Raw genomic sequence first — 25,300 nt, 5'->3', positions numbered from 1 at the left:
GCTGGTGACTAACTTTGTTTTTGAGCGGCGTGAGTTGGTGCGCTTCGGTCATTGCGACCCGGCCGGCATCGTCTTCTACCCGCGCTACTTTGAAATGCTCAATGCCCTGGTTGAAGACTGGTTCACCCAAGGCCTGCAGGTCGACTATGCGCAGCTGCTGGGCCCGCGCCGTGTCGGCATGCCCAGCGTGCATTTGAGTGCGGACTTTCAGCGCGTCAGCCGCATGGGCGATTGGTTGACGCAGCGCATTCAAATCGTCAAATTGGGCCGCACCTCGCTGAGCCTGGCGATTGAATTCGCCGGCACCGATGGCCTGCGGGTACGCTTCGCGCAGGTGCTGGTCTGCACCTCCTTGCTGACCCACAAACCCACCCCCTTTCCCGATGATTTGCGCGAGGCCTTGAGCCGCGCGCTAGGAGCAGTAAACACATGACAACAAACACGCACAAACAAGTCTTGCAGCCGGCTGGTTGGGCTGCACCGCGCGGCTATGCCAATGGCGTGGTGGCCAGCGGGCGGCAGATTTTCGTGGCCGGCCAGATCGGCTGGAATGCCGCTTGCCAGTTCGAGAGCGATGACTTCATTGCGCAGGTGCGCCAGGCCTTGCTGAACATTCGCGCCGTGCTGGCCGAGGCCGGCGCCTTGCCCGCACACATCACCCGCATGACCTGGTATGTGATCGACAAGCGCGAGTACCTGGCGCGCGGCCGCGAGCTGGGCCAGGTCTACCGCGAGGTTTTGGGCAGCGACTACCAAATCGCCATGAGCGCGGTGCAGGTGGTGGCGCTGATGGAGGATCGCGCCAAAGTGGAAGTCGAGGTCACGGCGGTGGCGCCGGCGCTCGACGCGGCCTGAATTACGATGCAGATTCTTGGAGACAAAAAATGAGCAAAGCTTCTTTTCACTGGGACGACCCGCTGCTCTTGAATGAGCAGCTGAGCGACGACGAACGCATGATCCGCGATGCCGCGGCTGCTTATTGCCAGGAACGCCTGGCGCCGCGCGTGCTGGAGGCCTTCCGCCACGAGCGCACCGATCTGGCCATCTTCCGCGAGATGGGTGAGATCGGCCTGCTGGGCCCCACCATCGCGCCCGAGTACGGCGGCCCCGGTCTCAACTATGTGGCCTACGGCCTGATCGCCCGCGAGGTAGAGCGGGTGGACTCCGGCTACCGCTCGATGATGAGCGTGCAAAGCTCGCTGGTGATGGTGCCCATCAACGACTTCGGCAACGAAGCGACCAAGCAGAAGTATTTGCCCAAGCTGGCCACGGGTGAGTGGATTGGCTGCTTCGGCCTGACCGAACCCAATCACGGCTCCGACCCCGGCTCCATGGTCACGCGGGCCAAGAAGGTGGCGGGCGGCTACAGCCTCACCGGCAGCAAGATGTGGATCACCAACAGCCCGGTGGCCGATGTGTTTGTGGTCTGGGCCAAGGACGATGAAGGCGCCATCCGCGGCTTCGTGCTGGAGAAGGGCTGGAAGGGCCTGAGCGCCCCGGCCATCCACGGCAAGGTGGGCTTGCGTGCCTCCATCACCGGCGAAATCGTCATGGACGAGGTGTTCTGCCCCGAGGAAAACGCCTTCCCCGAGGTGCGTGGTTTGAAAGGCCCTTTCACCTGCTTGAACAGCGCGCGCTATGGCATCGCTTGGGGCGCGCTGGGTGCGGCTGAAGACTGCTGGCACAAGGCTCGCCAATACACCCTGGACCGCAAGCAATTCGGCAAGCCCCTGGCTGCGAACCAGTTGGTGCAGAAGAAGCTGGCCGATATGCAGACCGAGATCACCCTGGGCCTGCAGGGCTGCTTGCGCCTGGGCCGCATGAAGGACGAAGGCACGGCCGCGGTGGAGATCACCTCCATCATGAAGCGCAATAGCTGCGGCAAGAGCCTGGACATCGCCCGCACCGCGCGCGACATGCTGGGTGGCAATGGCATCAGCGACGAGTTCGGCATCGCCCGCCATCTGGTCAACCTGGAGGTGGTCAACACCTACGAGGGCACCCACGACATTCACGCCCTGATTTTGGGCCGCGCGATGACGGGGATTGCTGCGTTTTAAGCGACTGAGGGGCCGTGTTTTGCCTGCCGAGCTGCAGGCAAGTACGGCCGCCAGGTGGATTGAGTTGCTTTTTGTGTGTGCAAAAAGTATCGAATAATGATTTTGTGCCCGGCCGATGCGGTGAAATACCCTTGGCAGCGCGCAAGATCGGAGCTTCGATTTTTGGAAGGCTTTTCAAGCTTTGCTTGAGGCCTCGCCGCAGCGCAAATTTGTGAATTCAGCTCATGTGGCAGCGTCGTAGTTTTTGTGGGGTCCTTGGTGCCACGGCCTTGTCCGGCGCTGCGCCAGCATGGGCGGCAGACAAAAAGCGTCTGCGCGTGCTGGCATGGCCCGGCTATGTCGATCCTGAGGTCATGCGCAGCTTTGAGCGGCGCAGCGGCGTGCAGGTCGTGCTGACGGTGATCGATTCCGACGTCGATTTGTGGCAGAAGATGAATGCCAACAGGGGCCGGGATTTCGATGTTTTTGCGGTCAATACCGCAGAGCTCAGGCGCTACCGGCGCGCCGGGCTGGTGCAGCCCATCAGCCCTGATTTGATCCCGAATCTTGCGCGGCAACTGCCGCGTTTTCGTCAGAACAATGCCCTGCCTGGCTTGAGCGTCAACGGCGCGTTCTTCGGTGTGCCCTTCGCATATGCGGAAATGGGTCTCATCTATGACCGCAGCCAGGTTCAGCGCGCGCCAGATTCCATCGCTGACCTGTGGGATGCGCGTTACCGGGGTCGTGTCATTGCCTATAACGGCGGCACCCATAACTTCAGTTTGGCCGCGCTGCGCTTAGGGCTGGGCAATCCTTTTACCTTGAGCACAGCGAATTGGGCGCCGGCGGTTGAGCAATTGATCGCCTTGCGCCGCAATGCGGGCGGCTTTTATACCCAGCCGGATGAATCGGTGGCGCTGTTCAAGCGCCGCCAAGCTGCGCTGATGTTTGCCAATTTTGGGCGCCAGCAATTGTTGGAGTTGCAAGAAGCTGGCGTGGATGCGGCCTATGTGATTCCGAAGGAAGGGGCCTTGGCCTGGCTGGACTGCTGGGTTGTCAGTGCCGGGGTGCCAGATAGCAAACTCGCGCATGCCTGGATCAACCATATGCTGGAAGACGAAACCAGCCGCATGCTGGGCAGCAGCCAAGGCCTGGGCAGCGCCATGATGGCGTCCAAGGACTATCGGGCGGATGACAAGCTCTTGTGGCTGGAGCCGGTGGAAAGCGAAGAGCGGCGCAATCAGCTGTGGGCTCGCATCATCTCGGGCGATCGCCTGGCCAAGGTGCTGGAGCCATGAAAGTCTGGGCGCAAGGCATCGCCGTCAAGCTGGGCTTGTTGCTGGCCGCCGTGGGCGTGCTGGCCGCCGGCCTGACGGGCTTTTATGCCTATGAAGCCAGCCGCGATATGTTGGTCAACACGGCCAAGCAAGAACTGCTGACATCGACCCGGGTGCTATCACGCCGCATCGCGGTGAGTCGCGAGGAAATCAGCCGCCACCTTTTGGTGATGAGCAGCCACCCGGCCGCGGTGCAGGCCTTGCTCAAGCCGGGTGACTTGGCGGCGGCAGATCAGGTGGCCACTTTGTTCGCGCAGTTCATGGGCGCCAACCCCGCTTACTTCCAGCTGCGCCTGATCTCGGCCAATGACTACGGCCTGGAGCGGGTGCGGGTGGACCGGCGAGACGGCAGCTTGCAGCGTGTGCAGGGCCCTGATTTGCAGGAAAAGGGCCACTACGACTATGTGGCCGACACCTTGAAGCTCGCCGCTGGCGAGACCTATTTGTCACGCATCAGCATCAATCACGAGCGCGGTGCCAATGCGGGTCAGGACAAGCCCACTTTGCAGCTGGCCATGCCGGTGCGGGTGGCAGGCAATGCCGACAACAACGCAGCCGCTGCCTTAGGCCTGGTGGTGGTGAATCTAGACCTGAACGGCATGTTCTCCATGCTCAAGGCCGACTTGCCTCCCAGCTACCAAGTCTTTTTGGCCAACGGCGAGGGTGACATCTTGATTCACCCGGACGCGCAAAAAACCTTTGGTTTTGATCGCGGCCAGCGTCAATTGATTCAAGATGAAATGCCCAGGCTGACCGAGCTGATCTCTGACGCCAGCATCCAGGCGGTGTTCGAGGCCAGTGAGGGCGCGCATGCGCTGGAACCCATCGTCGCGGCCTTCATCGTCCATGATATTCGGGTGCGTTCCAGTGACGGGCGCATGGTTCTGGGCCTGGCCCAGCCGCTGGATGATGTGCTGGGCCGGACCCGGGAGCTGGCGCTGAGCACCCTGCAAATCGTGGCGGTGCTGTGCCTGCTCTGCCTGCTGCTGGCGATCGGCCTGGCGCGCGCCTTCACCCGCCCGATCAATGCGGTCAGCGCTGCCGCACAGCGCTTTGCGCTTGGATTGCCGGCCGGTGCTTTGCCCTTGACCCGCAAAGATGAGATCGGCAGCCTGGCGCGCAACTTTGCGCAGATGCAAGAGCAGATCAAGGAGCAACTGGCCGATTTGATGCGTAAGCAAGAGGCCTTGGAGCACCTTGCTCAGCATGACATGCTGACCGGCCTGCCCAATCGGCGTTTGCTGGAAGACCGGCTCGACACCGCCTGCGCACATGCCCGGCGGCATGGTGGGCGGGTCTGCGTGCTCTTCATCGACCTGGATCGTTTCAAGCAGCTGAACGATCGCTTCGGCCATGATGCCGGCGACGCGGTCTTGAAGATCGTGGCCGGGCGATTGCTCGGCATGATGCGCGAGGCTGACACCGTGGCGCGCCTGGGCGGTGATGAGTTTGTGGTGCTGCTGGACTCGCAGACCCAGATGGAGCATGTGGCGGCCATTGCGGAAAAGCTGCTGGCTTGCCTGACCGCGCCCATCGCCTACGAAGGCCATCAGCTGCAATTGGGTGCCAGCATCGGCATCGGCCGCTTCCCGGAGGACGGCCAGACCCGTGCGGAGATCATGGCCAAGGCCGACAAGGCCATGTACGAGGCCAAGGCCGTGGGGCAGGGCGGGGTGAGGTTCTATTCCCCCAGCCAAGTCTGAGTGGCTAGACCGGGCCTGGGCCTGTGTTCATTGCCTGCATGGGCATGATCCCCAACTGCCCAACTGCCCAACTGCCCAACTGCCCAACTGCCGGGCTGAATCAGTCGTCCAGCGCGTCGTCCGCTTCGCCACCGTTGCGCGGGATCAGGGTAGGGGCTTGGCGCGGGCGGCGCTGCGCCGGCTTGGCCGTCAACGCAATGTAGAAGGACGTGGCGCCGGTTTTGACAACGTCGTCAATGGCGGGGTTGATCTCGGCCGGATGGGTCACCTGGGCCGAGGATTCGTCGGCGCCGATGTGGCAATCAAAGTCCCAGATGTCAAAGCCTTTGGGCAGGGCCTTGCCTTGTTCGCGCTTGATGTATTTGCGGATCTCGAACTTGATGGCTTCGAGGAGGCGGTCGGGGTTTTTGCCTTCGATGCGCAGCTGATAAGTCTTTTTCAAGGCGAGCTTTCCAATAAGAGAGTAATGCAGGTAAGGGGCTGATTGTCCCCGCATTCCGGGTTTTGTGGCGAGGCGACTGCGTCGGCCGGGCTTCTCGGGGAGAATGCGCCCTCGAATTGCTCCCCTTTCCATGCGCTTTCGCGCTTGTTGACCAGAGGCGTGCTGCCTGCCATGCCCCACCGAACGCCTCATCGACCGACCCATCCCGCCCCACGCCTTTTCCCTCTGGCTTGGCCCTTGTTCATGGAGCTGTGGCTAGGCATCGCCGTGGGCATGGTGTGTACGGCCCTGGCGGGGCGGGTGTCGGACGCGGCGGGCGGCGCCTTTGCGCTGGCCAATCAGCTCTCGGCAACCTTGTTCATCTTGTTTCGCATCATTGGCGCGGGCGTCAGCGTGGTGATCACGCAAAGCCTGGGCGCCGGGCAACGCGCCGAAGCCGACCGGGTGGCACGTGCCGTGCTCGGTGCCGGTACTTGGATGGGGGTGCCCGTCTCCTTGGCTGCCTTGCTGTTTGCCGAGCCGCTGCTGCGTTTGCTGCAAGCGCCGGCCGAAGTATTGCCTTTGGCCACCGTCTTTTTGCAGTGTTTGGCACCCGCGATGTTGCTGGACGCTTGGCTGGCCTCGATGAGCAGTGTTTTGCGCGCGCATCTGCACAGCCGTGCGGCCTTGGCGGTGATCGTGCTGATGCAGTCCAGCCATCTGGCCCTGGCTGTGCCCTTGATGTCGGGCTGGGGGCCTGTGCCGGCGCTGGGCCTGCCCGGCTTTGCCCTGGCTTTGCTGATCAGCCGCTTGCTGGGCCTGGGTTTGCTGCTGTGGTTGTGGCGGGCGCATCTGGGGCTGCGGCCGCAGTTGTCGGATTGGTGGCGTTTGCCGCGTGCGCCGCTGGCGGCGGTGCTACACATCGGCCTGCCGGCAGCGGCCGAGAACATCGCCTATCGCCTGAGCTTTCTGGTGACCGTTGGCGTGGCGGCGACGATGGGCGCAGCCGCCTTGGCCACCCAAGCGTATACCTTGCAGCTGATGTATGGCGTGCTGATGTTTGGCTTGGCCACGGGCTTTGCGGCCGAGATCGTGGTGGGGCACATGATCGGCGCGGGCGCTCTGCACGAAGCGCATCGACTGGTGCGCAAGGCCTTGGCGCGTGGCTTGGTGGTCAGCACCCTGGTGGCGCTGGCGGCGGCCTTGAGCGGGCGCTGGCTGCTCGGCTTTTTTACCCAGGACGCGACCATCATCGATCTGGGCGTGAGCTTGTTGTGGATCACCGTGCTGCTGGAGCCGGGCCGCACCTTCAACTTGGTGGTGATCAACGCTTTGCGGGCCACGGGCGATGCGCGTTACCCGGTTATGGCCGGGGCGGCGTCCATGGTGCTGGTCTTGGCAGGGGGCAGTTGGCTGCTGGGCTCCTATTTCGGCCTGGGTTTACCGGGCTTGTGGATCGCCTACGCGGCGGATGAGTGGCTGCGTGGGCTGCTGATGTGGCGGCGCTGGGCCACCCTGGCGTGGGTGCCGCATGCCAGGGCGGTGCATAGCCGACTGCGGGCCGCGCGGGGGTGAACCCCGTTCAGCCCGCCGCCAAAGCTGCTTTACAGACTAGGCCAAGCCCCGGGTTGAATGTCCATGCGCGCATACCAGTCCGAGGGCAGGGTGCCGGCCCAGGTGTGGTTGTGGTGCGGCAGCAGGCGCTTCTTGGCGAAGGTCATGCGCGTATCGGCCAGCGAGAGCAGGCCGCGTGCGGTCCAGTTATTGCCAGCGGGGCTGGCGGCCACGCCGAGTGAAATGGTCAGCGGCGTAGGGCTGTCCAGCCCGGCCAATTCGGCTTGCACGGCCAGGCGCAAGGTTTCGGCGCACTCCAGGGCAGCGGCGATATCGCGGCCCGGCAGCACCAGCACAAAGGCGTCGGCCCCCAGATGGGCCAAGGTGGCGCCGCTGGGCAGCTGGGTTTGCAGGAATTTGGCCAGGTTCAGCAGCGTGGCTTCGGCCTGGGGCAGGCCCTTGGCGTCTTGGTAGTCCTTGAAATGATCCACATCGATGGTCAGCACGGCCAGGGCTTGGGCATCGGCAATGGCTTTGCTCGCCGCCCGCTCCAGCGTACTCTGCAGGGCGGCGCGGTCCAACAGACCGCTCAGTTCAATCTTCTCGGCAACAAGCTTGGGCATCGAGGTCTCCGCTGAGAGTGTTTGTGTCCGTAGTATGCAGCTTGGCCAGCAGGAAATGGTGAGCTTGCTCTACTCCTTTTCCCGGGCTTATTACTCCTTGCGACAAGTCAAACAGAGGGCTCATTGCGCCTGGTATTCGGCCAGAAAACTCGCGATCAACCGGGCGTTGCGGCGGTCTTTCAGGCAGTACAGATATTCCGGCAGCACCGGCGCCGGCTCAACGAAGGGCCGACTACACAGCAGCGGGTGCGTGCTGACCTCGCTGCGGGCGAAGATGCTGACGCCCATCTGCCGCAGCACGGCTTCCCGCAAGGCCTCGCGGCTGGCGATTTCCATGCTGGCGCGGGGCTGCACACCGGCCTCGCTGAGCATCTGCTCGCTCATCTGCCGGGTGGTTGAACCGCGTTCACGCGTCAGCAGCATGCAGTCGGCCAGGGCCGCCAGCGGCACCGCGTCCATCTGGGCCAGCGGGTGCTGCGCGTGCAGCAGCAGCACCAAGGGGTCGGCGCCCAGCTCCAGGCGGAACAGCCGTGGGTCGGTTTCCAGCTGGGAAGAGGTGGCCAGATCAACCTGGTACTCCAGCAAGGTGGCGATCATCTGCCGCGAGTTGCCGGCGGCCACGCTGATTTCCACCTGCGGGAAGCGCTGGTGATAGCGCTGCACGATGTCCAGCAAATAGTAGGGCGCGGTGGCGCCCAGGCGCAGGCTGCCGTGCTGCGGCTCGCCGGCATTGCGCAGGGCGAATTCCACATCGATTTCTTGCTGCAGCAACTGGTCCACCAGGGGTAGTAGGCGCACGCCGGCATCGCTGATCACCAAGCGGCCGCTGCTGCGGTGAAACAGCTCGATGCCGTAATGCTCTTCCAGGGCGCGGATCTGCGTCGTCACCGTGGGTTGGCTCAGGCCGAGCTGCTTGGCGGCCAGAGTGACGCTGCCCAGGCGGGCGACGATGAAAAAGGACTTGAGCTGAGTCACCAGCATGGCAAGACCCGCCGCCACAAGTTTGCCAATACCGGCTTTGTCATATTTGCGCCCGTTGACGCGGTGCTTTCATGTGCCATCTCTACAGTTTCGCCTATTCGTCCCCCTCACTACCGGAGTCAAGATGCGCAAACTGTTGATCAAGCCCCTGATGTTGACCGTGCTGAGCCTGCTGAGCTTGGCTGGCGGCACGGCCCAGGCCCAGGGCAAAACCGAGCTGCTGGTGTACTCGGCCCTGGAAGCTGACCAGATCAAGGCCTACAAGACCGCCTTCGAGCAAGACAACCCCAGCATCGAGCTGAAGTTTGTGCGCGATAGCACCGGCATCATCACCGCCCGCCTGCTGGCCGAGAAGGCCAACCCGCAAGCCGATGCGGTGTGGGGCCTGGCCGCCACTTCGCTGATGCTGCTGGACAAAGAGGGCCTGCTGCAGCCCTATGCCCCCAAGGGCCTGGCCCAGGTGCGCGCCAATATGCGTGACCCGCAAATCCATCCAACGTGGGTGGGCATGGACTTGTGGTCCTCGGCCGTCTGCTTCAATACCGTCGAAGCCGACAAGCGCAAGCTGCCCAAGCCTGTTAGCTGGCAAGACCTGACCCTGCCGGCCTATAAGGGCACGATCACCATGCCCCATCCCGCCTCCAGCGGCACCGGATTTTTGATGGTGTCGGCTTGGCTGCAAAGCATGGGCGAGGCCAAGGGCTGGGCCTTCATGGATGCGCTGCACCAAAACGTGGGTGTCTACACCCACAGCGGCTCCAAGCCTTGCCGCCAAGCCGGCGCGGGCGAATTCCCGGTCGGCCTGTCCTTCGACTACCGCGCCAACAAGACCAAGAAAGATGGCGCCCCCATCGACATCATCTTCCCCAAGGAAGGCTTGGGCTGGGATGTGGAGGCTACTGCCATCTTCAAGAGCAGCAAGAAGCAAGACGCCGCCAAGGCCTTGGCCGATTGGGCCGTGACCCGCAAGGCCAATGAGCTCTACGCCGCCAACTTTGCCGTGCTGGCCCTGCCGCAAGTGCAAGAGCGCCTGGAGTATGTGCCGGCCGACATCGAGAAGCTGCTGGTGAAGAACGACTTTGTCTGGGCCGCCAATAACCGCGAACGCATCCTGACCGAGTGGGCGCGCCGGTACGAAGCCAAGGCAGAACCGAAAAGGTAATGACCTGGGGTTGGACCTCGCTGTATTCAGCGAGCTCCGACCCCACTGGCTGGAGACTTGGGCTTGGACCTGCTGAACTCGGCCAGCTCAGCCCCCACTGACTGAATGAAGAGCTGGGCTTGGGCCTCGCTATACCCCGGCCATCTCGGACCCCTCTGACCCATATGCTCTCAATCAAACACATCAGCAAGCGCTACGGCGCGCAGCCCGTGCTGCGCGGCATCGCGCTGGACGTGGCCGCTGGCGAGTTCATCAGCTTGCTGGGACCATCGGGCTGCGGCAAGACCACGCTCTTGCGCATCTTGTGCGGCATCGAGACGCCGGACACCGGCAGCATCAGCCTGGGCGGCCAAGACATCACCCAACAAGCCGCTTCGCAGCGCCGCTTTGGCGTGGTGTTTCAGAGCTATGCCCTGTTCCCCAATTTGAGCGTGGCGCAGAACGTGGCTTACGGTTTGCAGGATTTGGCGCGGCGTGATCGCCAGGCCCGCGCGCTTGAGATGCTGGATCTGGTCGGCCTGGCCGAGCAGGCCAATAAGTTCCCGGCCCAGCTGTCGGGCGGGCAGCAGCAGCGCGTCGCCTTGGCGCGGGCGCTGGCGCCCAAGCCAGCACTCTTGCTGCTGGACGAGCCGCTGTCGGCCCTGGACGCCCAGGTGCGCGTCGGCTTGCGCAGCGAGATCCGGCGCCTGCAAAAGCAGTTGGGCATCACCACCTTGATGGTGACGCATGACCAGGATGAGGCCTTGTCCATGTCTGACCGGGTGGTGCTGATGCACCAGGGCCAGGTCGAGCAGCAGGGCAGCCCGCAAGCGCTGTATGCGCGCCCGGTCAGCCCGTTTGCGGCCGGTTTCGTTGGCCGCATGAATCTGCTGCAAGCCCTGGTGGTGGCGGCGGGCCGGGCGCGGGTGGGCACGCAGGAACTGCAGTGCGACACCCATGAATTCAAGACTGGCAGCCCGGTGCTGCTGGGTTTGCGGCCTGAGGCGATCACGCTGCGGCCTGCTGAGCTGCACGGCTCCGTGGGCATCGCCAGTGATGCCGTGAACACCTTGCGTGCCAAGGTGCTGGAAACCGTCTTCCTCGGCCCTTGCACCCTCGTGCGTTTGCACTGCGAGGCTTGCGGAGCGGACGATGTGATCGAGGCCGAGTTGGCCACGCCGCGCGACGCCACGCTGCCCGCCTGGCTGCAGGGTCACGTCTTGCTGGACATTCCGGCGGCGGCGATTCATGCCCTGGCTCAACCCTTGTCGATGCGGCGGGTGGCATGAGCAGCGATGCGGTGGCGAAACTGAGTTTTGGGGCCGTGGCTGCACCACGAACTTCAAGCTGGTCAGGAGGCTCGTTTGAGCGCCTGCTGCTGCGTGTGCTGCTGGCCCTCAGTTTGCTCAGTTTGCTGGTGGCCGTGGGCTTGCCGGTGGCCGCCCTGGGCGGCATGAGCTTCTTTGATGACAAAGGCCAGTTCAGCGGCTTGGCCAATCATCTGGCCTACCTCAGCAGCCCGAATGTGGGCCGTTCCTTGTTCAACAGCTTGTGGCTGTCTGTGCTGAGTGCGCTGATTTGCGTGAGCTTGGCCTATGGCTATGCCTTTGCCTTGACGCAGACCTGCATGCCAGGGCGGCGCTTCTTTCGTGCGGTGGCCTTGGTGCCGGTGCTGGCGCCCTCGCTGCTGATGGCCATCAGCCTGATTTACCTGTTCGGCAACCAGGGCTTGCTCAAAGGCTGGCTGCCGGGCCTGAGTGCTTACGGGCCTTTTGGCATCGTCACCGGCTCGGTGTTGTGGACATTTCCGCACGCCTTGCTGGTCTTGTTGACGGCCTTGGCCAGCAGCGACGGGCGCTTGTACGAGGCCGCTGCCAGCCTGGGTGCCAGCCCCTGGCGGGTGTTCCGCACGGTGACGCTGCCGGCCAGCCGCTACGGCCTGGTGATGGCCTTCATGCTGGTGTTTGTGCTGGTGATCACCGACTTTGGCGTGCCCAAGGTGATTGGCGGTAACACCCAGGTGCTGGCCACCGACATCTACAAACAGGTGATCGGTCAGCAAAAGCTGCAAATGGGCGCGGTGGTGGCCTTGGTGCTGCTGCTGCCCGCCCTGCTGGCTTTCTGGGTGGAGCAGCGCCTGCGCGCCTCGCAAAGCGCCAGCCTGGGCCTGCGCGCCGTGCCGTATTCGCCTAAGCCTGCGCCCTTGCTGGACCGCGCCATGCTGCTGTACTGCAGCTTGGTGGCCGGCGCGCTGCTCTTGGTGATGGGCGTGGCGGTGTTTGCCTCGCTGGCCACCTATTGGCCCTATCAGCTGCAGCCTTCGCTGCGTAACTACCAGTTTGATCTGATGGACGGCGGTGGTTGGGCCAGCTACTTCAATTCGCTCAAACTGGCCTTGGGAACCGCGCTGCTGGGCACGGGCTTGAGTTTCTTGAGTGCCTATCTGGTGGAAAAGCCGCGCCAGTTTGCCGCCGCGCGCGGCCTGTTGGCCGGGCTGGCTGGCTTGCCAATGGCAGTACCGGGCTTGGCGCTTGGCCTGGGCTATATCTTGTTTTTCAACGCGGCCTGGAACCCACTGCACTTCCTCTACGGTTCGCTGGGTTTGCTGGTGATCTGCACCACGGCGCATTTCTTTTCGGTGGCGCATCTGACCCAGCTAACGGCGCTGCGCTCGCTGGACCGCGAGTACGAACTGGTGGCCGAGAGCATGGGTGTGCCTTTCTGGAAGACCTTGTTGCGGGTGCATCTGCCGGTCAGCCTGCCGACGTTGGTGCAGGTGGCGGGCTACTTCTTCGTCAATGCGCTGACCACGGTCTCGGCGGTGGTGTTTTTGTATTCGCCAGAAACCACTTTGGCCTCGGTGGCCGTGCTGGCCATGGATGACGCGGGCGATATCGGACCGGCGGCCGCGATGGCGGTGCTGATCTTCGCAACTGCGGCCTTGGGCCGCCTGGTGTTGGCGGGCCTGGAGCGGCTGCTGATCAACAAGACGCAGCGCTGGCGGGCGCGCTGAATCGGCTGAACGGGCGGAGTGGGCAGGTCGGCATTTGCAGCCCGCCCATCCCTTGAGCCTGCGCGTTTGTCGCGCCGACGGAGCGCAATCTTTTCTTTTGGAGTTGAGAACTGGAATGAGCAAGACATGTGACTTACTGGTGGTCGGCGCCGGCATCGTTGGCCTGGCCCATGCTTATGCCGCCGCCAAGCGCGGGCTCAAGGTGGTGGTGCTGGAGCGGGATGCCGCGTGCATCGGCGCCTCGATCCGCAACTTCGGCTTTGTCACGGTGACCGGGCAAAAGGCCGGCGCCAGCTGGGCGCGTGCCATGCGTTCGCGCCAGGTTTGGGCGGATGTGGCGCCGCTGGCGGGCATTGAGGTACAGCACCGCGGCCTGTATCTGGCCGCGCAAAGGCCCGAGGCGCAAGCCGTGCAGGAAGCGTTCATGCGCACCGAGATGGCCCAGCAATGCGAGCTTTTGAGCGAGGCGGAAGCCTGCGCACGCGCGCCGGCACTGCGCTTGGGGAATGGTTCGGGCCAGGTGCCTGGGCGGGTGCTCTACAGCCCGCATGAATTGCGGGTCGAGTCGCGCGAGGCGATTCCGCTCTTGGCCCGCTGGTTGGCCAGCACTTACGGCGTGGAGTTCCGCTTTGGCGAAAGCGTGCTGGCGCTGCAGACCCCGCATGTGCAAAGCTCGCGGGGCGAGTACCGCGCCGAGCGGGTGGTGGTGTGCACGGGCGCCGAACTCCACGGCTTGTTTGCCGAGCGCTGGGTTCCGCACCAACTGCGCCTGTGCCAGCTGCAAATGCTGCGGGTGCGGCCCGAAGCGGGCTTCAAGCTGCCGGCGTCGGTGATGGGTGAGCTGAGCCTGGTGCGTTATGAAGGCTATTCCGAGCTGCCCGAGGCGCAAGCCCTGCGGGCGCGCTTGCAAGCGGAGGAGGGCGAGAGCCTGGCCCATGGCATCCACTTGATCGTGGTGCAAAGCGCTGACGGCAGTTTGGTGGTGGGGGATTCGCACCACTACGGCCCGGTGCTGCCGCCCTTCGCTAACGAAGCGGTGGACGATTTGATCCTGCGCCATCTGCGTGAGGCCTTGCATCTGCGCGAAGCCCAGGTGATCGAGCGCTGGGTGGGCACCTACCCCTCCTCGGCCACCGAGCCCTGCCTGGTGGAAGCGCCCGATGCACTGACCCGCGCCGTCACCATCAGCAGCGGCACCGGGGCCAGCACGGCTTTTGGTTTGGCCGAAGAGGTTTTTGCGGCCTGGTAACTTTTGGAGCGAACAAGATGAGCAACAAACTACAAGCAGTGGTGTTCGACTGGGCCGGCACCATGCTGGACTACGGCAGCCAAGCGCCCATGGGCGCTTTTGTGCAGCTGTTCGCGCGCTATGGCGTGAACATCAGCATTGATGAAGCCCGCGTGCCCATGGGGTTGGCCAAGTGGGACCACATCCATGCCCTGGGTAATGCCCCGCGCATTGCGGCGGAATGGGCCCGCGTGCACGGCCGAGCTTTCAGCGACGCCGATTGCGACGAGCTCTACGAGGTCTTCACGCCCATGAATATGGCCAGCGTCAGCCAGCATGCCACGCTGATTCCGGGCGCGTTGGAGGTGGTGCAAGCCTTGCGCGAGCAGGGGCTCAAGATCGGCTCAACCACGGGCTACAACCGCCCCATCATGGAGGTGCTGGCACCGTTGGCGGCGGCGCAGGGCTATGTGCCAGACAACCTGGTCTGCGCCGGCGATATGCCCTCGGCAAGACCTGGCCCTCTGATGATGGTCAAGACCCTGGCCGATCTGGGCGTGTGGCCGCCAGCCAGCGTGGTGAAGGTGGATGACACGGTGCCCGGCTTGCAAGAGGGCCGCGCCATCGGCTGCTGGGTGGTGGGCCTGGCGGTGACCGGCAATACGCTGGGCTTGAGCGAAGCGCAGTGGCAGGCATTGACGGAGCATGAGCAAGCCGAATTGCGCGCCCGGGCCAGCGCTGAGCTGTACGCCGGCGGCGCCCATTTCGTCATCGACGGGGTGAGCCAGTTGCCTGGCGTGCTGGCGCAGATTGCCGGCTTGGCGGCCGGTGGCGTCAAGCCAGCTTGATCCGCTGGATCAGCTGAATCAGGTGAATGACCTGATCAGCGGCTGTGCGAAGTCAGCTTGGCCAGCGGTGAGGCCAGGGTGACGCCCGGCGCGGTGCGCTGGGCGCGTGGGCTCTGGCCGGCGGGTCGTGCCGAGTCTTTCTCGTCCAGCGCATCCTGCGCCAGGCGCGAGAGCATTTCCACGCCCTCGGGGTTGCGGCGCATGGCCACACCGACGGCCAGGATGTCGATCACCAGCAGGTGCAAGATTCGGCTGATCATGGGCAGATGGGTGGCCACGTCTTCGACATGATCCACGATCAAGGCCGCATCCGCCTTGCGTGCCAGTGGGGACTGGCTGGCGGTGATGGCCACCACATAGGCCCCGCGCTCATGCGCTTTGTCGGCCACTTCCAGCAACTCCTGCAGGCGCCCGCCGTTGCTGATGATGACCACCACATCGCGCGGTTTGAGCACATTGACCGCCAGGGCTTGCAAGCGGGTGTCGGTGTAGGCCGCGCTGGACATGCCAAAGCGCAGGAACTTGAACTGCGCGTCCTGTGCCACCACGCCGTAATGGCCGACGGCATAGAACTCGATATGGCCAGCGCCCAGCAGCAGGTCGATGGCGCGGTCGATCATCTCGCGGTTGAGTTGGCTGCGCACTTGCAAAATCGCCGAGGCGGTATTGCCCAGCACCTTGGCGCCCAGCTCCACCATCGAGTCATCCAGATTGACCTGGGTGTGGGTGACAGGCACGGTGCCGGTCAGCCCCGAGGCCAGGCGCAGCTTGAAGTCCGACAAGCCTTCGCAACCGAGCGAGCGGCAAAAGCGGATCACCGTGGGTTGGCTGACTTCTGCCGCGCGGGCGATCTCCACAATCGGCGCGCCCAGCACATCGCGCGGATGGGCCAGCACATGCTCGGCCACCCGCAATTCGGCCGGTGACAACTCGGCGCAGGCGCGCCGGATCTGGCCCAGAATCGCCGAGCCCGGCGTGGCCTCCAGGGTCTTCAGCTGCGCTTGCAGAATCGCCGAGGCTCCCTTGAAGGTGGCGTGCTCCGCCGTGATCACAAAGGTGGGGATGGCGGCCACATAGTCGTGGAAGCGGCCTTTGTCCTCGAAGCGGGCGCGGAATAGGGACTTGTCGAAATACTCGCCCAAGCGCGGCACGATGCCGCCGCCGATATAGACGCCGCCCAGCGCGCCCAAGGTTACTGCAAGGTTGGAGGCGGCCGTGCCCAGCAGGGCGCAAAACACATCCAGGGTTTCAGCGCACAGCGGGTCTTGGTGGTCCAGGGCACGTTGGGTGATTTCGGGGGCTTGCAAATCTTCTGCCGCCACGCCGCCATGCTCGGCCAGGGCGCGGTAAATCAACTCGATGCCGGGGCCCGACAGCAAGCGCTCAAAAGAGACATGCTCGAACTGCCGCCAAGCGTGGCGCAGGATGGCGATTTCACGCTCGTCACGTGGGGCGAAATTGGTGTGGCCGCCTTCGGTGCCCAGGGCGATCCAGCCTTCTGCCGCCGGGATCAGGCCCGACACACCCAGGCCCGAGCCCGAGCCCAGCAGGCCGATCACGCTGGGCATGCGGGCCTCGCCGCCGCCGATCTGGCGCACATCGGCCGGGCCCAGCTTGGGCAGGGCCATGGCCAGGGCAGTGAAGTCATTCACCACCACCAGGGTTTCCAGGCCTAGGCGCTGGCGCATTTCCTCGATGGAGAACTGCCAGTGGTAATTGGTCATGCGCACCTGATCGCCTTCAACCGGGTAGGCGATGGCGATGGCTGCATGCAGGATGCCGTGCTGGCTATGGCTGGCATTTACTCCCGTCGAGCCAGCCGCGCCCACGGGTGTCAAGCCATTCAGATAAGTGCTGACCGCCGCATAGAAGTCGGCAAAGTCGGCGCAACGCAAGGAAGCGATCTGGCTGAAATTGCCCGGGGCTAGCTCCACCGCGAAGCGCGCATAGGTGCCGCCGATATCGGCAATCAAGCGTGGGCTGTCAAAGTTTGACTTGAGCGACATGTCTGTGTCTGGCAATGGGCGCGAGGTGGAAAAAGAGAGCAAGCCCGGGCAAGCTTGAGCGTTTGGCGCTGCATTATGCGGCGCGCTTGTGGCGGCCCTCCCGCCTAGCCGAGCCTGTAGCCAAGCTTGCCACGACCTGAGCATTGCCCGCAAGTGCGTCTAGGCATGTAAATGATGTAGCTTGACTACAGTTGTACTTGGCGATCTGGGGCGCTTCGTTGGCCGCTGGCGACCCTTTTTTACGCCGATCCGAGCGCCCACCTCCTCAAGTTTTGTCACTGTTTCAGAGAAATTGCCCGCCAGTGGGCAGTTCAGGCCTGATATCGGCCGGCCATATTGGCGCAAGACCTTGGGAACTATCTATTGCGTTGAGCGTGTAGTTTTGCTACCTTCTGGCCCTGTTGCGGCCCTAGGCGCCCGCGGAAGGTGTGGCGAGCGAACTGGTGCTTGCTGGCTGGCTACTCGCTGTCGCTTGATTTAAGGCTGATCTTGGTGGCTGGCCTGCCATCCGGTCTTGCGCCTAGCGACCGAGCCCTGGGAACTTTGGAAAAGATAAGAAAAGAACGTGCAAGCCCTACAACGACTATTGTTTGAATCACTGCCTCAGCTGCCGCGGGGTGGTGGTGGGTGGGTGCGTGGCGGGAGCTTGGCTTGGTGAGCGGCGCCCTCTACCCCTGCTTGGTGGCCGATATCGGCGGCACCAATGCGCGCTTCGGCTGGCTTGCGGCGCGGCATGCGCCAGTCAGCCATGTCACGGTCTTGCCGGTGCGCGAGCATAGTGGCCCGGTGGCAGCGGCGAATGCCTATCTGCATGGCCTGCGGCAGCAGCTTGGCGATGCGTCACTGCGCCCGAGTTCGGCGGCTTTTGCGGTGGCCACGGCCGTCGCTGGCGATCAGGTGGAGCTGACCAATAGCCACTGGAGTTTCTCGCGGCGCCAGGTGCAGCAGGATTTGCGTGTGTCGCCCTTGCTGGTCTTGAACGACTTTGAGGCCCTGGCCTTGTCCTTGCCGCACTTGGGTGATGGGCAGTTGCGTGCGTGGGTGGCGGGTGATGCGGTTCAGCCTTATTTGCCGGCCTCGGCTGCCGCGACCATGGCGGTGATCGGCCCGGGCACCGGCCTGGGCGTGGCCGGAGTGACGCCGACGCCCCAGGGCTGGATTGCTTTGCCTTGCGAAGGTGGGCATGCCAGTTTGTCGGCTGCGGATGACTTTGAAAGCGCCTTGCTGGCGCATGTGCGCACGCAGTATGCGCATGTGTCGGCCGAACGCTTGTTGTCGGGCATCGGCTTGCCGGTGCTTCATGCGGCAGTGGTGGCTGTGATGAGTGTGCAGGGTGCGCAAGGCAAGCAAGGCGAACAGGCCCACGTGCCGCTGGCCTTGAGTTCGGAGCAGATTGTGGCGCGCGGCTTGTCTGGCGAGGATCCCCTGTGCGCACAAACGCTGGACAGCTTTTGCGCCTTGCTCGGCAGCTTTGCCGGTAATGTGGCGCTGATCCTGGGGGCGCGTGGCGGCGTCTATATCGGCGGCGGCATCGTGCCGCGCCTGGGTGAGCGATTTTTTGCCTCGCGCTTTCGTGAGCGCTTTGAGGCCAAGGGGCGTTTCCAGACTTATCTGGCTGCGATCCCGACAGCCTTGATCACCGATACCCTGGCGGCACTGACCGGCGCTGCGGCGGCGATTGAGCAGCTGGGTGACTGAGTGATTGAGTGAATGACTAGTTCGGGCTGCCGGAAGTTGATCCGCGTGCGGCTCGTGTTGTTAAACCTGCTGAGGCAGCCGTAGCCGCCTAGGCTGCCAAAGCCGCCCAAGCCGTTAAATCCATCAAAGCCGCCGAACTCCCCAAGGTTCGGCGGCTTTGTCTTTTTGTGGGGCTGGGAGGCTTGGCTTTGCCTTGTACTTCATGTCAAATTTGACTGTAGTTGAAGTACATAGCTTTTGGCTGAAATTGGTCTTGAAGTGGTTTTATTGCTTGAAAAATGCGCAAATTCTACGTATTAACCCTGATAAAACGAGTGAACTATGACGAAATTTGGTCGTAGTAATGCAACGTCTAGGGTTTACGTTTGCACGAAGAATATCTAGTTTTGGTACAAATGCGCTTGAGACATTGAGTTCTCAACCCCCTAGCGACCGGTAGTGGCTGCTTGCGTGGGCCACCTTGTTGTTCCAGAGAGAGCTTGAGGAGACATTGAACATGAATACTTCCACAGAGAAGCGAATGCAGGCCAAGGCCCAGCAGCGCGAAACCTTCCAAGTCAAGCAAGTCGCCATTGGCTGCGCCGTCTTGATGATGGCCGCGGGCGCATTTGCCCAGCAAGCCGCCAGCTCCGAAAAGCTGGAAACCGTCACCGTCACCGGCATCCGCAAGGGTATCGAAGCGGCCATCTCGGTGAAGAAGAACTCCGACTCCATCGTCGAAGCCGTTTCCGCCGAAGACATCGGCAAGTTGCCCGACAACAGCATCGCTGAGTCCATCGCCCGTTTGCCAGGCCTGTCGGCCCAGCGCGCGGCGGGTCGCGCCCAAGTGATCAGCGTGCGCGGCTTGTCGCCCGACTTCGCCACCAGCTTGCTGAACGGCCGCGAGATGGTCAGCACCGGTGACAACCGCAGCGTCGAGTTCGACCAGTTTCCGTCCGAGCTGCTGAGCGGCGTGACCGTTTACAAGACGCCCGACGCAGGCTTGATCGGCCAAGGCTTGTCCGGCACGCTGGACATGCAAACCGTTCGCCCGCTGAACTTCGGCAGCCGCGTGGTTTCCATCGGCGCCCGCGTGTCGCAGAACTCCCTGGGCAAGGCGGCGAATTCCTCGGACCGCGGCAATCGTTTGAGCGCCAGCTATATCGACCAGTTTGCCAACCGCACCATCGGCGTCGTGCTGGGCTATGCCCACCTTGAGACCCCGGTGCAGGAAAACCAGGTCGGCCTGTACGAGCCCTGGCAGCAGATCAAGACCGGCTGGCGTCCTGGCGTGGCCGACGGCACCTATTACTCGGACGGTATCAAGGCCCTGCGCCGCACCGGCGTGACCAAGCGTGATGGCTTGATGGCCACGATCGAGTTCCGCCCTTCGGCCGACTGGAGCAGTGTGATTGATCTGTATCACACCCAGGCCAAGCAAGAAGACACGGCCAACCAATTCGAAGTCAACCTGAGCGGCTACAACGGCGGCTTTACGCCGGGCCTGAACGTGACTTCGCCGATCATCAATGCCAACGGCACTTTCGGCGGCGGCACGATCAGCGGCCTCTACCCGCTGGTGCGCGGCATGTACAACAAGCGCGAGGACAAGATCAACGCGCTGGGCTGGAACAATAAGTTCAAGGCCGCTGGCGTGAACTGGCTGGCCGATGCCAGCTACTCCAAGGCCACGCGTGAAGAGCTGAATCTCGAAAACAATTTGCAACTGCCGCCGAGCAATGCGACAACGGCACCGCTGGACACCCTCAAGCTCAATGTGGTGAGCGGTGGCTTCTCCACCCTGAACCCCAGCCTGAGCTATTCGGATCCGAGCAAGCTGCTGCTGCGCGGCACGATTTACGGCTCCGGCTACGGCAAGACGCCCAGCGTGGAAGACGAGCTCAAGAGCCTGAAGTTCGGTGGCAGCCTGCCGGCACCGGCCTTCGCCAGCTCCTTCTTGTCCGAAGTGCAATTCGGCCTGAACTACGCCGACCGTTCCAAGAAAAAGCGCCAGCCTGAAGGCAATATCAATCTCGGCGCGCAAGGCGAAACCGCCGTCGGCTCCGAGTTCCAGTACGGTCAGGTTGACCTCGGCTTTGCCGGCGTTGGCAACATCCCTGCTTGGAATGTGCCTGGCGCGGTTGATAAATACATGACGTTCAAGCCCAGCGCTACCGCCTTCCCCTATCTGGTGGCCAAGGCCTGGGACGTCAACGAGAAGATCACCACCGGCTACCTGAAGGGTGACATCGACACCAACTGGGGCGGCATCTCGGTGCGCGGCAATGTGGGCGTGCAAGTTCAGCACACTGACCAATCTTCCACCGCCATTCGCTTGACCGATGGCGCCAACCCCAAGCCGGTGACTGATGGCAAGACCTACACCGATGCGCTGCCCAGCATGAACTTGGTGTTTGGCCTGAGTGATGATCAGACCGTGCGCATGGCCCTGGCCAAGCAGGTGGCACGTCCGCGTGTCGATCAGCTGCGCTCGGCCCTGGAGTTCGGCGTGGGCGACAACCCCGATGTCAACGGTGTGCGCAAGCCCGGTGCCAGCGGTGGTAACTCGCGCCTGGACCCCTGGCGTGCGGTGGCTTTCGACATGTCTTACGAGAAGTACTTCGGCACCAAGGCTTATGTGGCTGCCGCTTATTTCTACAAAGACCTGCAGAGCTATATCTACACCCAGACCAACCCGAACTACGACTTCTCGGCCTATATCGCCGATGCCAAGCCGATTCCGGGCACCACCATCGCCAGCAAGGGTGACTACACCGCGCCTTACAACGGCAATGGTGGCCGTCTGCAAGGTATCGAGCTGTCAGCCTCGCTGCCTCTGCAAATGGTCAGCCCAGTGCTGAAGGGCTTTGGCATCGTGGCCAGCGCCAGCTTCACCGACAGCAATATCGCGATCAAGGATCCGGATAGCGCCAGCAGCGTGGGTTCGGGCAACATCACCCTGCCGGGCCTGTCCAAGCAGGTCTACAACCTGACGGCCTACTACGAGGCCGACGGCTTCGAGTTCCGCATCAGCCAGCGCAAGCGTTCCGACTTCATCGGTGAAATCGGCAACTTCAACGGCAACCGCACCCTGCGCTATGTGGTGGGTGAAAGCATCGTCGACGCGCAAATCGGCTACAGCTTCAATACCGGCGCGATGAAGGGCTTGGGCTTGCAATTGCAAGTGAATAATCTGGGCGACACGGCGTACCAGACCTACGCCGGCACCAAGGATCGTCCGTTGGAATACCTGAAGTGGGGCCGCTCCGTGATGCTGGGCGCCAGCTACAAGTTCTAAGTTCCGCAAGTTCGAAACCCCTGCCGGCTGCTCCAGCCCGCAGGGGTTTTTTCTTTGTGCCTTCCTTCCTCCCCTTTGTCGAGCCTCACAGGCGAATCTCACATGACTCTCTCGCTCACAACATTGAAGCGCCGCACGCTCTTGGCCGCCTCGCTCGCTGCCGCATGGCCTTGGGCGCAGGCGCAAACGTCGGCTGAAGCCACTGCTTCGCCCCTCAGGCCGAGCGCAGATAAATTCTTCCGCGCGGCGCAGATGGATGCGGCCAGCCTCTCGCCCGACGGCCGGCGCTTGGCCATGCGCAGCATGGGGCCGGCCGGCCGCATGATGCTCACGGTGCTGACGCTGGAGAGCATGACGCCCAAGGTGGTTTACAGCTCAGACGCCGCCGATGTGGGCAATTTCGTCTGGGTCAATAACGAGCGCTTGGCGTTTGACTTGAACGACCGCGAAACCCCGCAGGGCAAGATCGATGCGGCGCCGGGCTTGTTTGCGGTGCAGCACGATGGCTCTGAGTTCAAGCAGCTGGTGGAGCGCCAGCGTGTGTGGGCGCGCAATGGCAGTGACTCGCTGTCGCTGCAGCCCTGGAACACCTTTTTGCTCAATGGCTCCGCCCAGCGTGTGGGTGATGAGGTCTTGGTGGTCCGGCCCGAGAGCTATGACAGCAAGAGCGTGGGCTATATCAAGCTGCTGCGCCTGAATACCCGCACGGGGCGCAGCGTTGAGGTAGACGGGCCGCTGCACTCGGTCGGATGGTGGGCCGACCCGCAGGGCGAGTTACGCGTCGCTCAGACGCTGGAGGCAGAGAAGGGCGCCTTGCGCTGGCGCAACCCCGCGACGGGGCAGTGGCAGGTCTTGGCAGAGTTCAATGCTTTCACCGAAGGCGGTGAGCTGGCCGTGCGCCAAATCGGCGCCGACGGCAAGTTGTTCGTCACCGCCCAGCGTGGCCGCGACAAGCAAGCCTGCTGGCTGCTTGACCCCGCCACCGGTGAGTGGTCGGCCGAGCCCCTGGCTCAATCGCCCCAGTTCGATGTGGATGCCGAGGTGATTGCGCGCCGGGACAAGGTGCTGGGCCTGCGTTTCACCATCGATGCTGAGGTCACCCAGTGGCTGGATACGGATATGCAGACCCTGCAAAAACAGATCGACAAGGTCTTGCCGCGCACCGTCAATCGTCTCAGCGTGCCCTGGACGGGCGATGCGCCCTGGGTCTTGATCGAAGCCTTTGTCGACATTCAGCCGACGCAGTACTTTTTGTTCAACCGCGAGACCCGCAAGTTCAGCCGCTTGGGTGGCGAGCGACCGGACATCAATGCCAAGGCCATGGCCGAGATGGACATGGTGCGCATCAAGGCGCGTGATGGCCTGGAGTTGCCGGCCTGGCTGACCTTGCCGCCCGGTGCTGCCGGCACGAAGAATCTGCCCATGGTGGTCTTGGTGCATGGCGGGCCTTTTGTGCGTGGCCCGGCCTGGCGTTGGGATGCGGAAGTGCAGTTCCTGGCGGCGCGCGGCTTTGCGGTCTTGCAGCCCCAGTTCCGGGGCAGCAAAGGCTTCGGCGCGGCGCATCACCAAGCCGGCTGGCGCCAGTGGGGCAAGGCCATGCAGACTGACTTGGCGGACGCCGCTGCCTGGGCAATCGCGCAAGGCATTGCCGATCCCAAGCGTATCGCCATCGCCGGCGGCAGCTATGGCGGTTATGCGGCTTTGATGGGTTTGGTGCGCGATCCGGCGCTATTCCGCTGCGCTGTAGCCTGGGTGGGTGTGACCGACCTGGATATGTTGCATTCGGTCAGCTGGGACGATGTGTCCGATGCCTACAAAAAGCACGGCATGCCCAAGCTGCTGGGCGACCGGGTCAAGGACGCCGCCGAGCTCAAAGCGAATTCACCCTTGACGCATGCCGCCAGCATCAAGCAACCGGTGCTGCTGGCCTATGGCAGCGCCGATAAGCGCGTGCCCCTGGTGCATGGCGAGGCCTTCAGCAAAGCGCTCAAAGCCAGCAACGAGCAAGTCGAGTATGTGGTCTATGCCGATGAAGGCCATGGCTGGCGTGTACCGGCGAATCAGATCGATTTTTGGAATCGCGTTGCGGGGTTTCTGGATAAGCAGCTGGCGCCCTGAGTTTTTTCGTGGGTGATCCCTGCTTGGGGCTTGGCTTGTCTTGTGCCCTTACACGGAAAAGCGAGTCGCTTCAAGCAGGCACCCTGGAACACTTTGATCGACCATTGCAAGCTCGTGTACGAAATGCGCACAATGTGACTACTCAAGCCGAACGGATCTTAAAAAGTTGCGTAACTAAAATTCGCGCTCACTTTCAAGAGCCCGCCTTTTTTGCCGAAATGACTTGGCAGCTAGGCGGGTACCAAATGACTAGGGGATAAACATGGTTTCGCGTTCCACAAGCAGCTTCGCGTCTTTGAAGAATATCGTTGCACGCCCGCTGCCTTTGCTGGCTGGGCTTGGTGCTGCGCTCGTTTTGAGCGCCTGCGGCGGTGGCGGCGGTGGTGGCGACACCACACCGCCCCCCCCCACCGCCGCCGGTGGATACGCCTGAGTTGATGGTCACCATGGGCTTGCCCGGACCGGACGTGCCTTCGGGCTTTTCGCAGACGGTGGCCACGGTCAAAGTCTCGAATATCGGCAAAGCGGCAGCGGCGTCTACCGATGTCAGCATCAGCGCCGACGCGCTGCTGGAGCGCTTCCAGGTCTCTGCGTGCAAGTCCGATAGCGCCGCGACCGCTTGCCCGACCCTGGGCTCGCGCATGACCATCAGCAATCTGGCGCCCGGCGCGAGCTTGGTCTTTGATGTCTCCGGCACCGTCAAGCTCGGCACCAGCGGCCCAGTCAATGTGTCCGCCGAAGCCAGCACGAATAGCGGCACCAGCTTGTCGAGCAGCAAGCAGTCGGTGGGTTTCAAGGCCTATACCAACGACGTGAGCATCAAGCTCGACGGGCCGACTGCCTCCGTGCCGGCTGGCGGCAGTTTCCAATATGTGGTGACCGTGGCCAATAGCGGCCCTGACGCCGCTAAGAGAGTGACCCTGACCTTGAACCAGATCTCTTCCAAGACGCCGGTGCTGGGGGCGATGACTTGCGTGGCCGCAGGCGGCGCCGAGTGCCCGAGCTCGCTCAATGACAAATCCATGGGCGTGCTCCTGCTGCCCAAGGATGGCTCCTTGGTGTTCACCTTGCCTTACACCTTCAATCCGGGCGAGACGGCAGGCCTCATTTTTTCTGGCAAGGTGGAAGCCCGAGGCGACGCCGATACCCGAAATGACGAGGCGTCCTTGATCACGCCTTGATGTCGTTTTGATCTTGAACTAACGCCAGCGCCCTGCAAGGCATCACAACGCTGATGCCTTGCAGGCTTGGTCCTTGCATCCGCAGTCGGGGAGGGGCGCGAGTTCCGCGCGCCGACTCCCGGCATTCGCGCC

General features: G+C 63.1%; 19 protein-coding genes. 15 read left to right on the top strand and 4 right to left on the bottom strand.

Annotated features, from left to right (window positions below; all coding sequences use genetic code 11):
• Nucleotides 1-4 precede the first annotated feature (4 nt).
• The 5 genes from AT984_RS10450 to AT984_RS10430 all read left to right on the top strand — a co-directional run bounded on the left by AT984_RS10450 (nucleotide 5) and on the right by AT984_RS10430 (nucleotide 5,079).
• Entirely contained in the window at nucleotides 5-433 is a 429-nt protein-coding gene (locus tag AT984_RS10450) for an acyl-CoA thioesterase (RefSeq protein ID WP_058722230.1), read from the top strand.
• Entirely contained in the window at nucleotides 430-855 is a 426-nt protein-coding gene (locus AT984_RS10445) for a RidA family protein (RefSeq protein ID WP_058720044.1), read from the top strand. The genes AT984_RS10450 and AT984_RS10445 overlap by 4 nt, the downstream gene beginning before the upstream one ends.
• Before the next feature lie 29 nt (nucleotides 856-884).
• Entirely contained in the window at nucleotides 885-2,060 is a 1,176-nt protein-coding gene (locus AT984_RS10440) for an acyl-CoA dehydrogenase (RefSeq protein ID WP_058720043.1), read from the top strand.
• Nucleotides 2,061-2,377: 317 nt separating this feature from the next.
• Entirely contained in the window at nucleotides 2,378-3,337 is a 960-nt protein-coding gene (locus AT984_RS10435; RefSeq protein WP_197418297.1) for an extracellular solute-binding protein, read from the top strand.
• Nucleotides 3,334-5,079, top strand: a complete 1,746-nt coding sequence (locus AT984_RS10430; protein ID WP_058720041.1) for a diguanylate cyclase domain-containing protein — start codon at nucleotides 3,334-3,336, stop codon at nucleotides 5,077-5,079. Before AT984_RS10435 ends, AT984_RS10430 begins: the two co-directional genes overlap by 4 nt.
• Before the next feature lie 100 nt (nucleotides 5,080-5,179).
• Here AT984_RS10430 and AT984_RS10425 read toward each other — a convergent pair whose 3' ends face one another.
• The gene (locus AT984_RS10425) at nucleotides 5,180-5,521 is read right to left on the bottom strand and encodes a DUF6172 family protein (protein ID WP_058720040.1); all 342 of its coding nucleotides are present in this window, start codon (nucleotides 5,519-5,521) and stop codon (nucleotides 5,180-5,182) included.
• Nucleotides 5,522-5,764: 243 nt separating this feature from the next.
• Between AT984_RS10425 and AT984_RS10420 the strand changes: the two genes are divergently transcribed.
• Nucleotides 5,765-7,075 carry an MATE family efflux transporter gene (locus AT984_RS10420; protein WP_231741756.1) on the top strand — a complete coding sequence of 437 codons (1,311 nt, stop codon included), beginning with the start codon at nucleotides 5,765-5,767 and terminating at the stop codon, nucleotides 7,073-7,075.
• Nucleotides 7,076-7,104: 29 nt separating this feature from the next.
• On the opposite strand, the gene AT984_RS10415 is transcribed toward AT984_RS10420, so the two are convergent.
• On the bottom strand, nucleotides 7,105-7,677 hold the full coding sequence (locus AT984_RS10415; protein WP_058720039.1) for a GGDEF domain-containing protein: 573 nt from the start codon (nucleotides 7,675-7,677) through the stop codon (nucleotides 7,105-7,107).
• Between the two features lie 120 nt (nucleotides 7,678-7,797).
• Entirely contained in the window at nucleotides 7,798-8,658 is an 861-nt protein-coding gene (locus AT984_RS10410) for a LysR substrate-binding domain-containing protein (RefSeq protein ID WP_058720038.1), read from the bottom strand.
• A gap of 151 nt (nucleotides 8,659-8,809) precedes the next feature.
• On the opposite strand from AT984_RS10410, the gene AT984_RS10405 reads away from it, so the two are divergent.
• The 5 genes from AT984_RS10405 (at nucleotide 8,810) to phnX (ending at nucleotide 14,888) form a co-directional block, all read left to right on the top strand.
• The gene (locus tag AT984_RS10405) at nucleotides 8,810-9,820 is read left to right on the top strand and encodes a putative 2-aminoethylphosphonate ABC transporter substrate-binding protein (protein ID WP_231741755.1); all 1,011 of its coding nucleotides are present in this window, start codon (nucleotides 8,810-8,812) and stop codon (nucleotides 9,818-9,820) included.
• 164 nt (nucleotides 9,821-9,984) lie between these two features.
• Nucleotides 9,985-11,088: an ABC transporter ATP-binding protein gene (locus AT984_RS10400; protein ID WP_058720036.1), complete on the top strand. Its 1,104-nt coding sequence runs from the start codon at nucleotides 9,985-9,987 to the stop codon at nucleotides 11,086-11,088.
• Complete coding sequence (locus AT984_RS10395; RefSeq protein WP_082679936.1) at nucleotides 11,085-12,812, top strand: putative 2-aminoethylphosphonate ABC transporter permease subunit; 1,728 nt, start codon at nucleotides 11,085-11,087, stop codon at nucleotides 12,810-12,812. Before AT984_RS10400 ends, AT984_RS10395 begins: the two co-directional genes overlap by 4 nt.
• Nucleotides 12,813-12,927: 115 nt before the next feature.
• Nucleotides 12,928-14,061: a TIGR03364 family FAD-dependent oxidoreductase gene (locus tag AT984_RS10390; RefSeq protein ID WP_058720035.1), complete on the top strand. Its 1,134-nt coding sequence runs from the start codon at nucleotides 12,928-12,930 to the stop codon at nucleotides 14,059-14,061.
• Nucleotides 14,062-14,078: 17 nt separating this feature from the next.
• Entirely contained in the window at nucleotides 14,079-14,888 is an 810-nt protein-coding gene (phnX, locus tag AT984_RS10385) for a phosphonoacetaldehyde hydrolase (protein ID WP_058720034.1), read from the top strand.
• 35 nt (nucleotides 14,889-14,923) lie between these two features.
• On the opposite strand, the gene AT984_RS10380 is transcribed toward phnX, so the two are convergent.
• Nucleotides 14,924-16,894: a glucokinase gene (locus tag AT984_RS10380; protein WP_058720033.1), complete on the bottom strand. Its 1,971-nt coding sequence runs from the start codon at nucleotides 16,892-16,894 to the stop codon at nucleotides 14,924-14,926.
• 654 nt (nucleotides 16,895-17,548) lie between these two features.
• Here AT984_RS10380 and glk point away from each other — a divergent pair.
• The 4 genes from glk to AT984_RS10360 all read left to right on the top strand — a co-directional run bounded on the left by glk (nucleotide 17,549) and on the right by AT984_RS10360 (nucleotide 25,168).
• Nucleotides 17,549-18,592, top strand: a complete 1,044-nt coding sequence (glk, locus tag AT984_RS10375) for a glucokinase (RefSeq protein ID WP_231741654.1) — start codon at nucleotides 17,549-17,551, stop codon at nucleotides 18,590-18,592.
• 496 nt (nucleotides 18,593-19,088) lie between these two features.
• Nucleotides 19,089-21,869 carry a TonB-dependent receptor gene (locus AT984_RS10370; protein WP_231741651.1) on the top strand — a complete coding sequence of 927 codons (2,781 nt, stop codon included), beginning with the start codon at nucleotides 19,089-19,091 and terminating at the stop codon, nucleotides 21,867-21,869.
• A gap of 102 nt (nucleotides 21,870-21,971) precedes the next feature.
• Entirely contained in the window at nucleotides 21,972-23,987 is a 2,016-nt protein-coding gene (locus AT984_RS10365) for an alpha/beta hydrolase family protein (protein ID WP_082679935.1), read from the top strand.
• A 419-nt stretch (nucleotides 23,988-24,406) separates the two neighbouring features.
• Entirely contained in the window at nucleotides 24,407-25,168 is a 762-nt protein-coding gene (locus AT984_RS10360; RefSeq protein ID WP_156421981.1) for a hypothetical protein, read from the top strand.
• The last annotated feature ends 132 nt before the right edge of the window (nucleotides 25,169-25,300 follow it).

The organism is Paucibacter sp. KCTC 42545 (genome assembly GCF_001477625.1).
Classification (GTDB): domain Bacteria; phylum Pseudomonadota; class Gammaproteobacteria; order Burkholderiales; family Burkholderiaceae_C; genus Paucibacter_A.
This window is presented reverse-complemented; position numbering and strand designations above follow the sequence as displayed.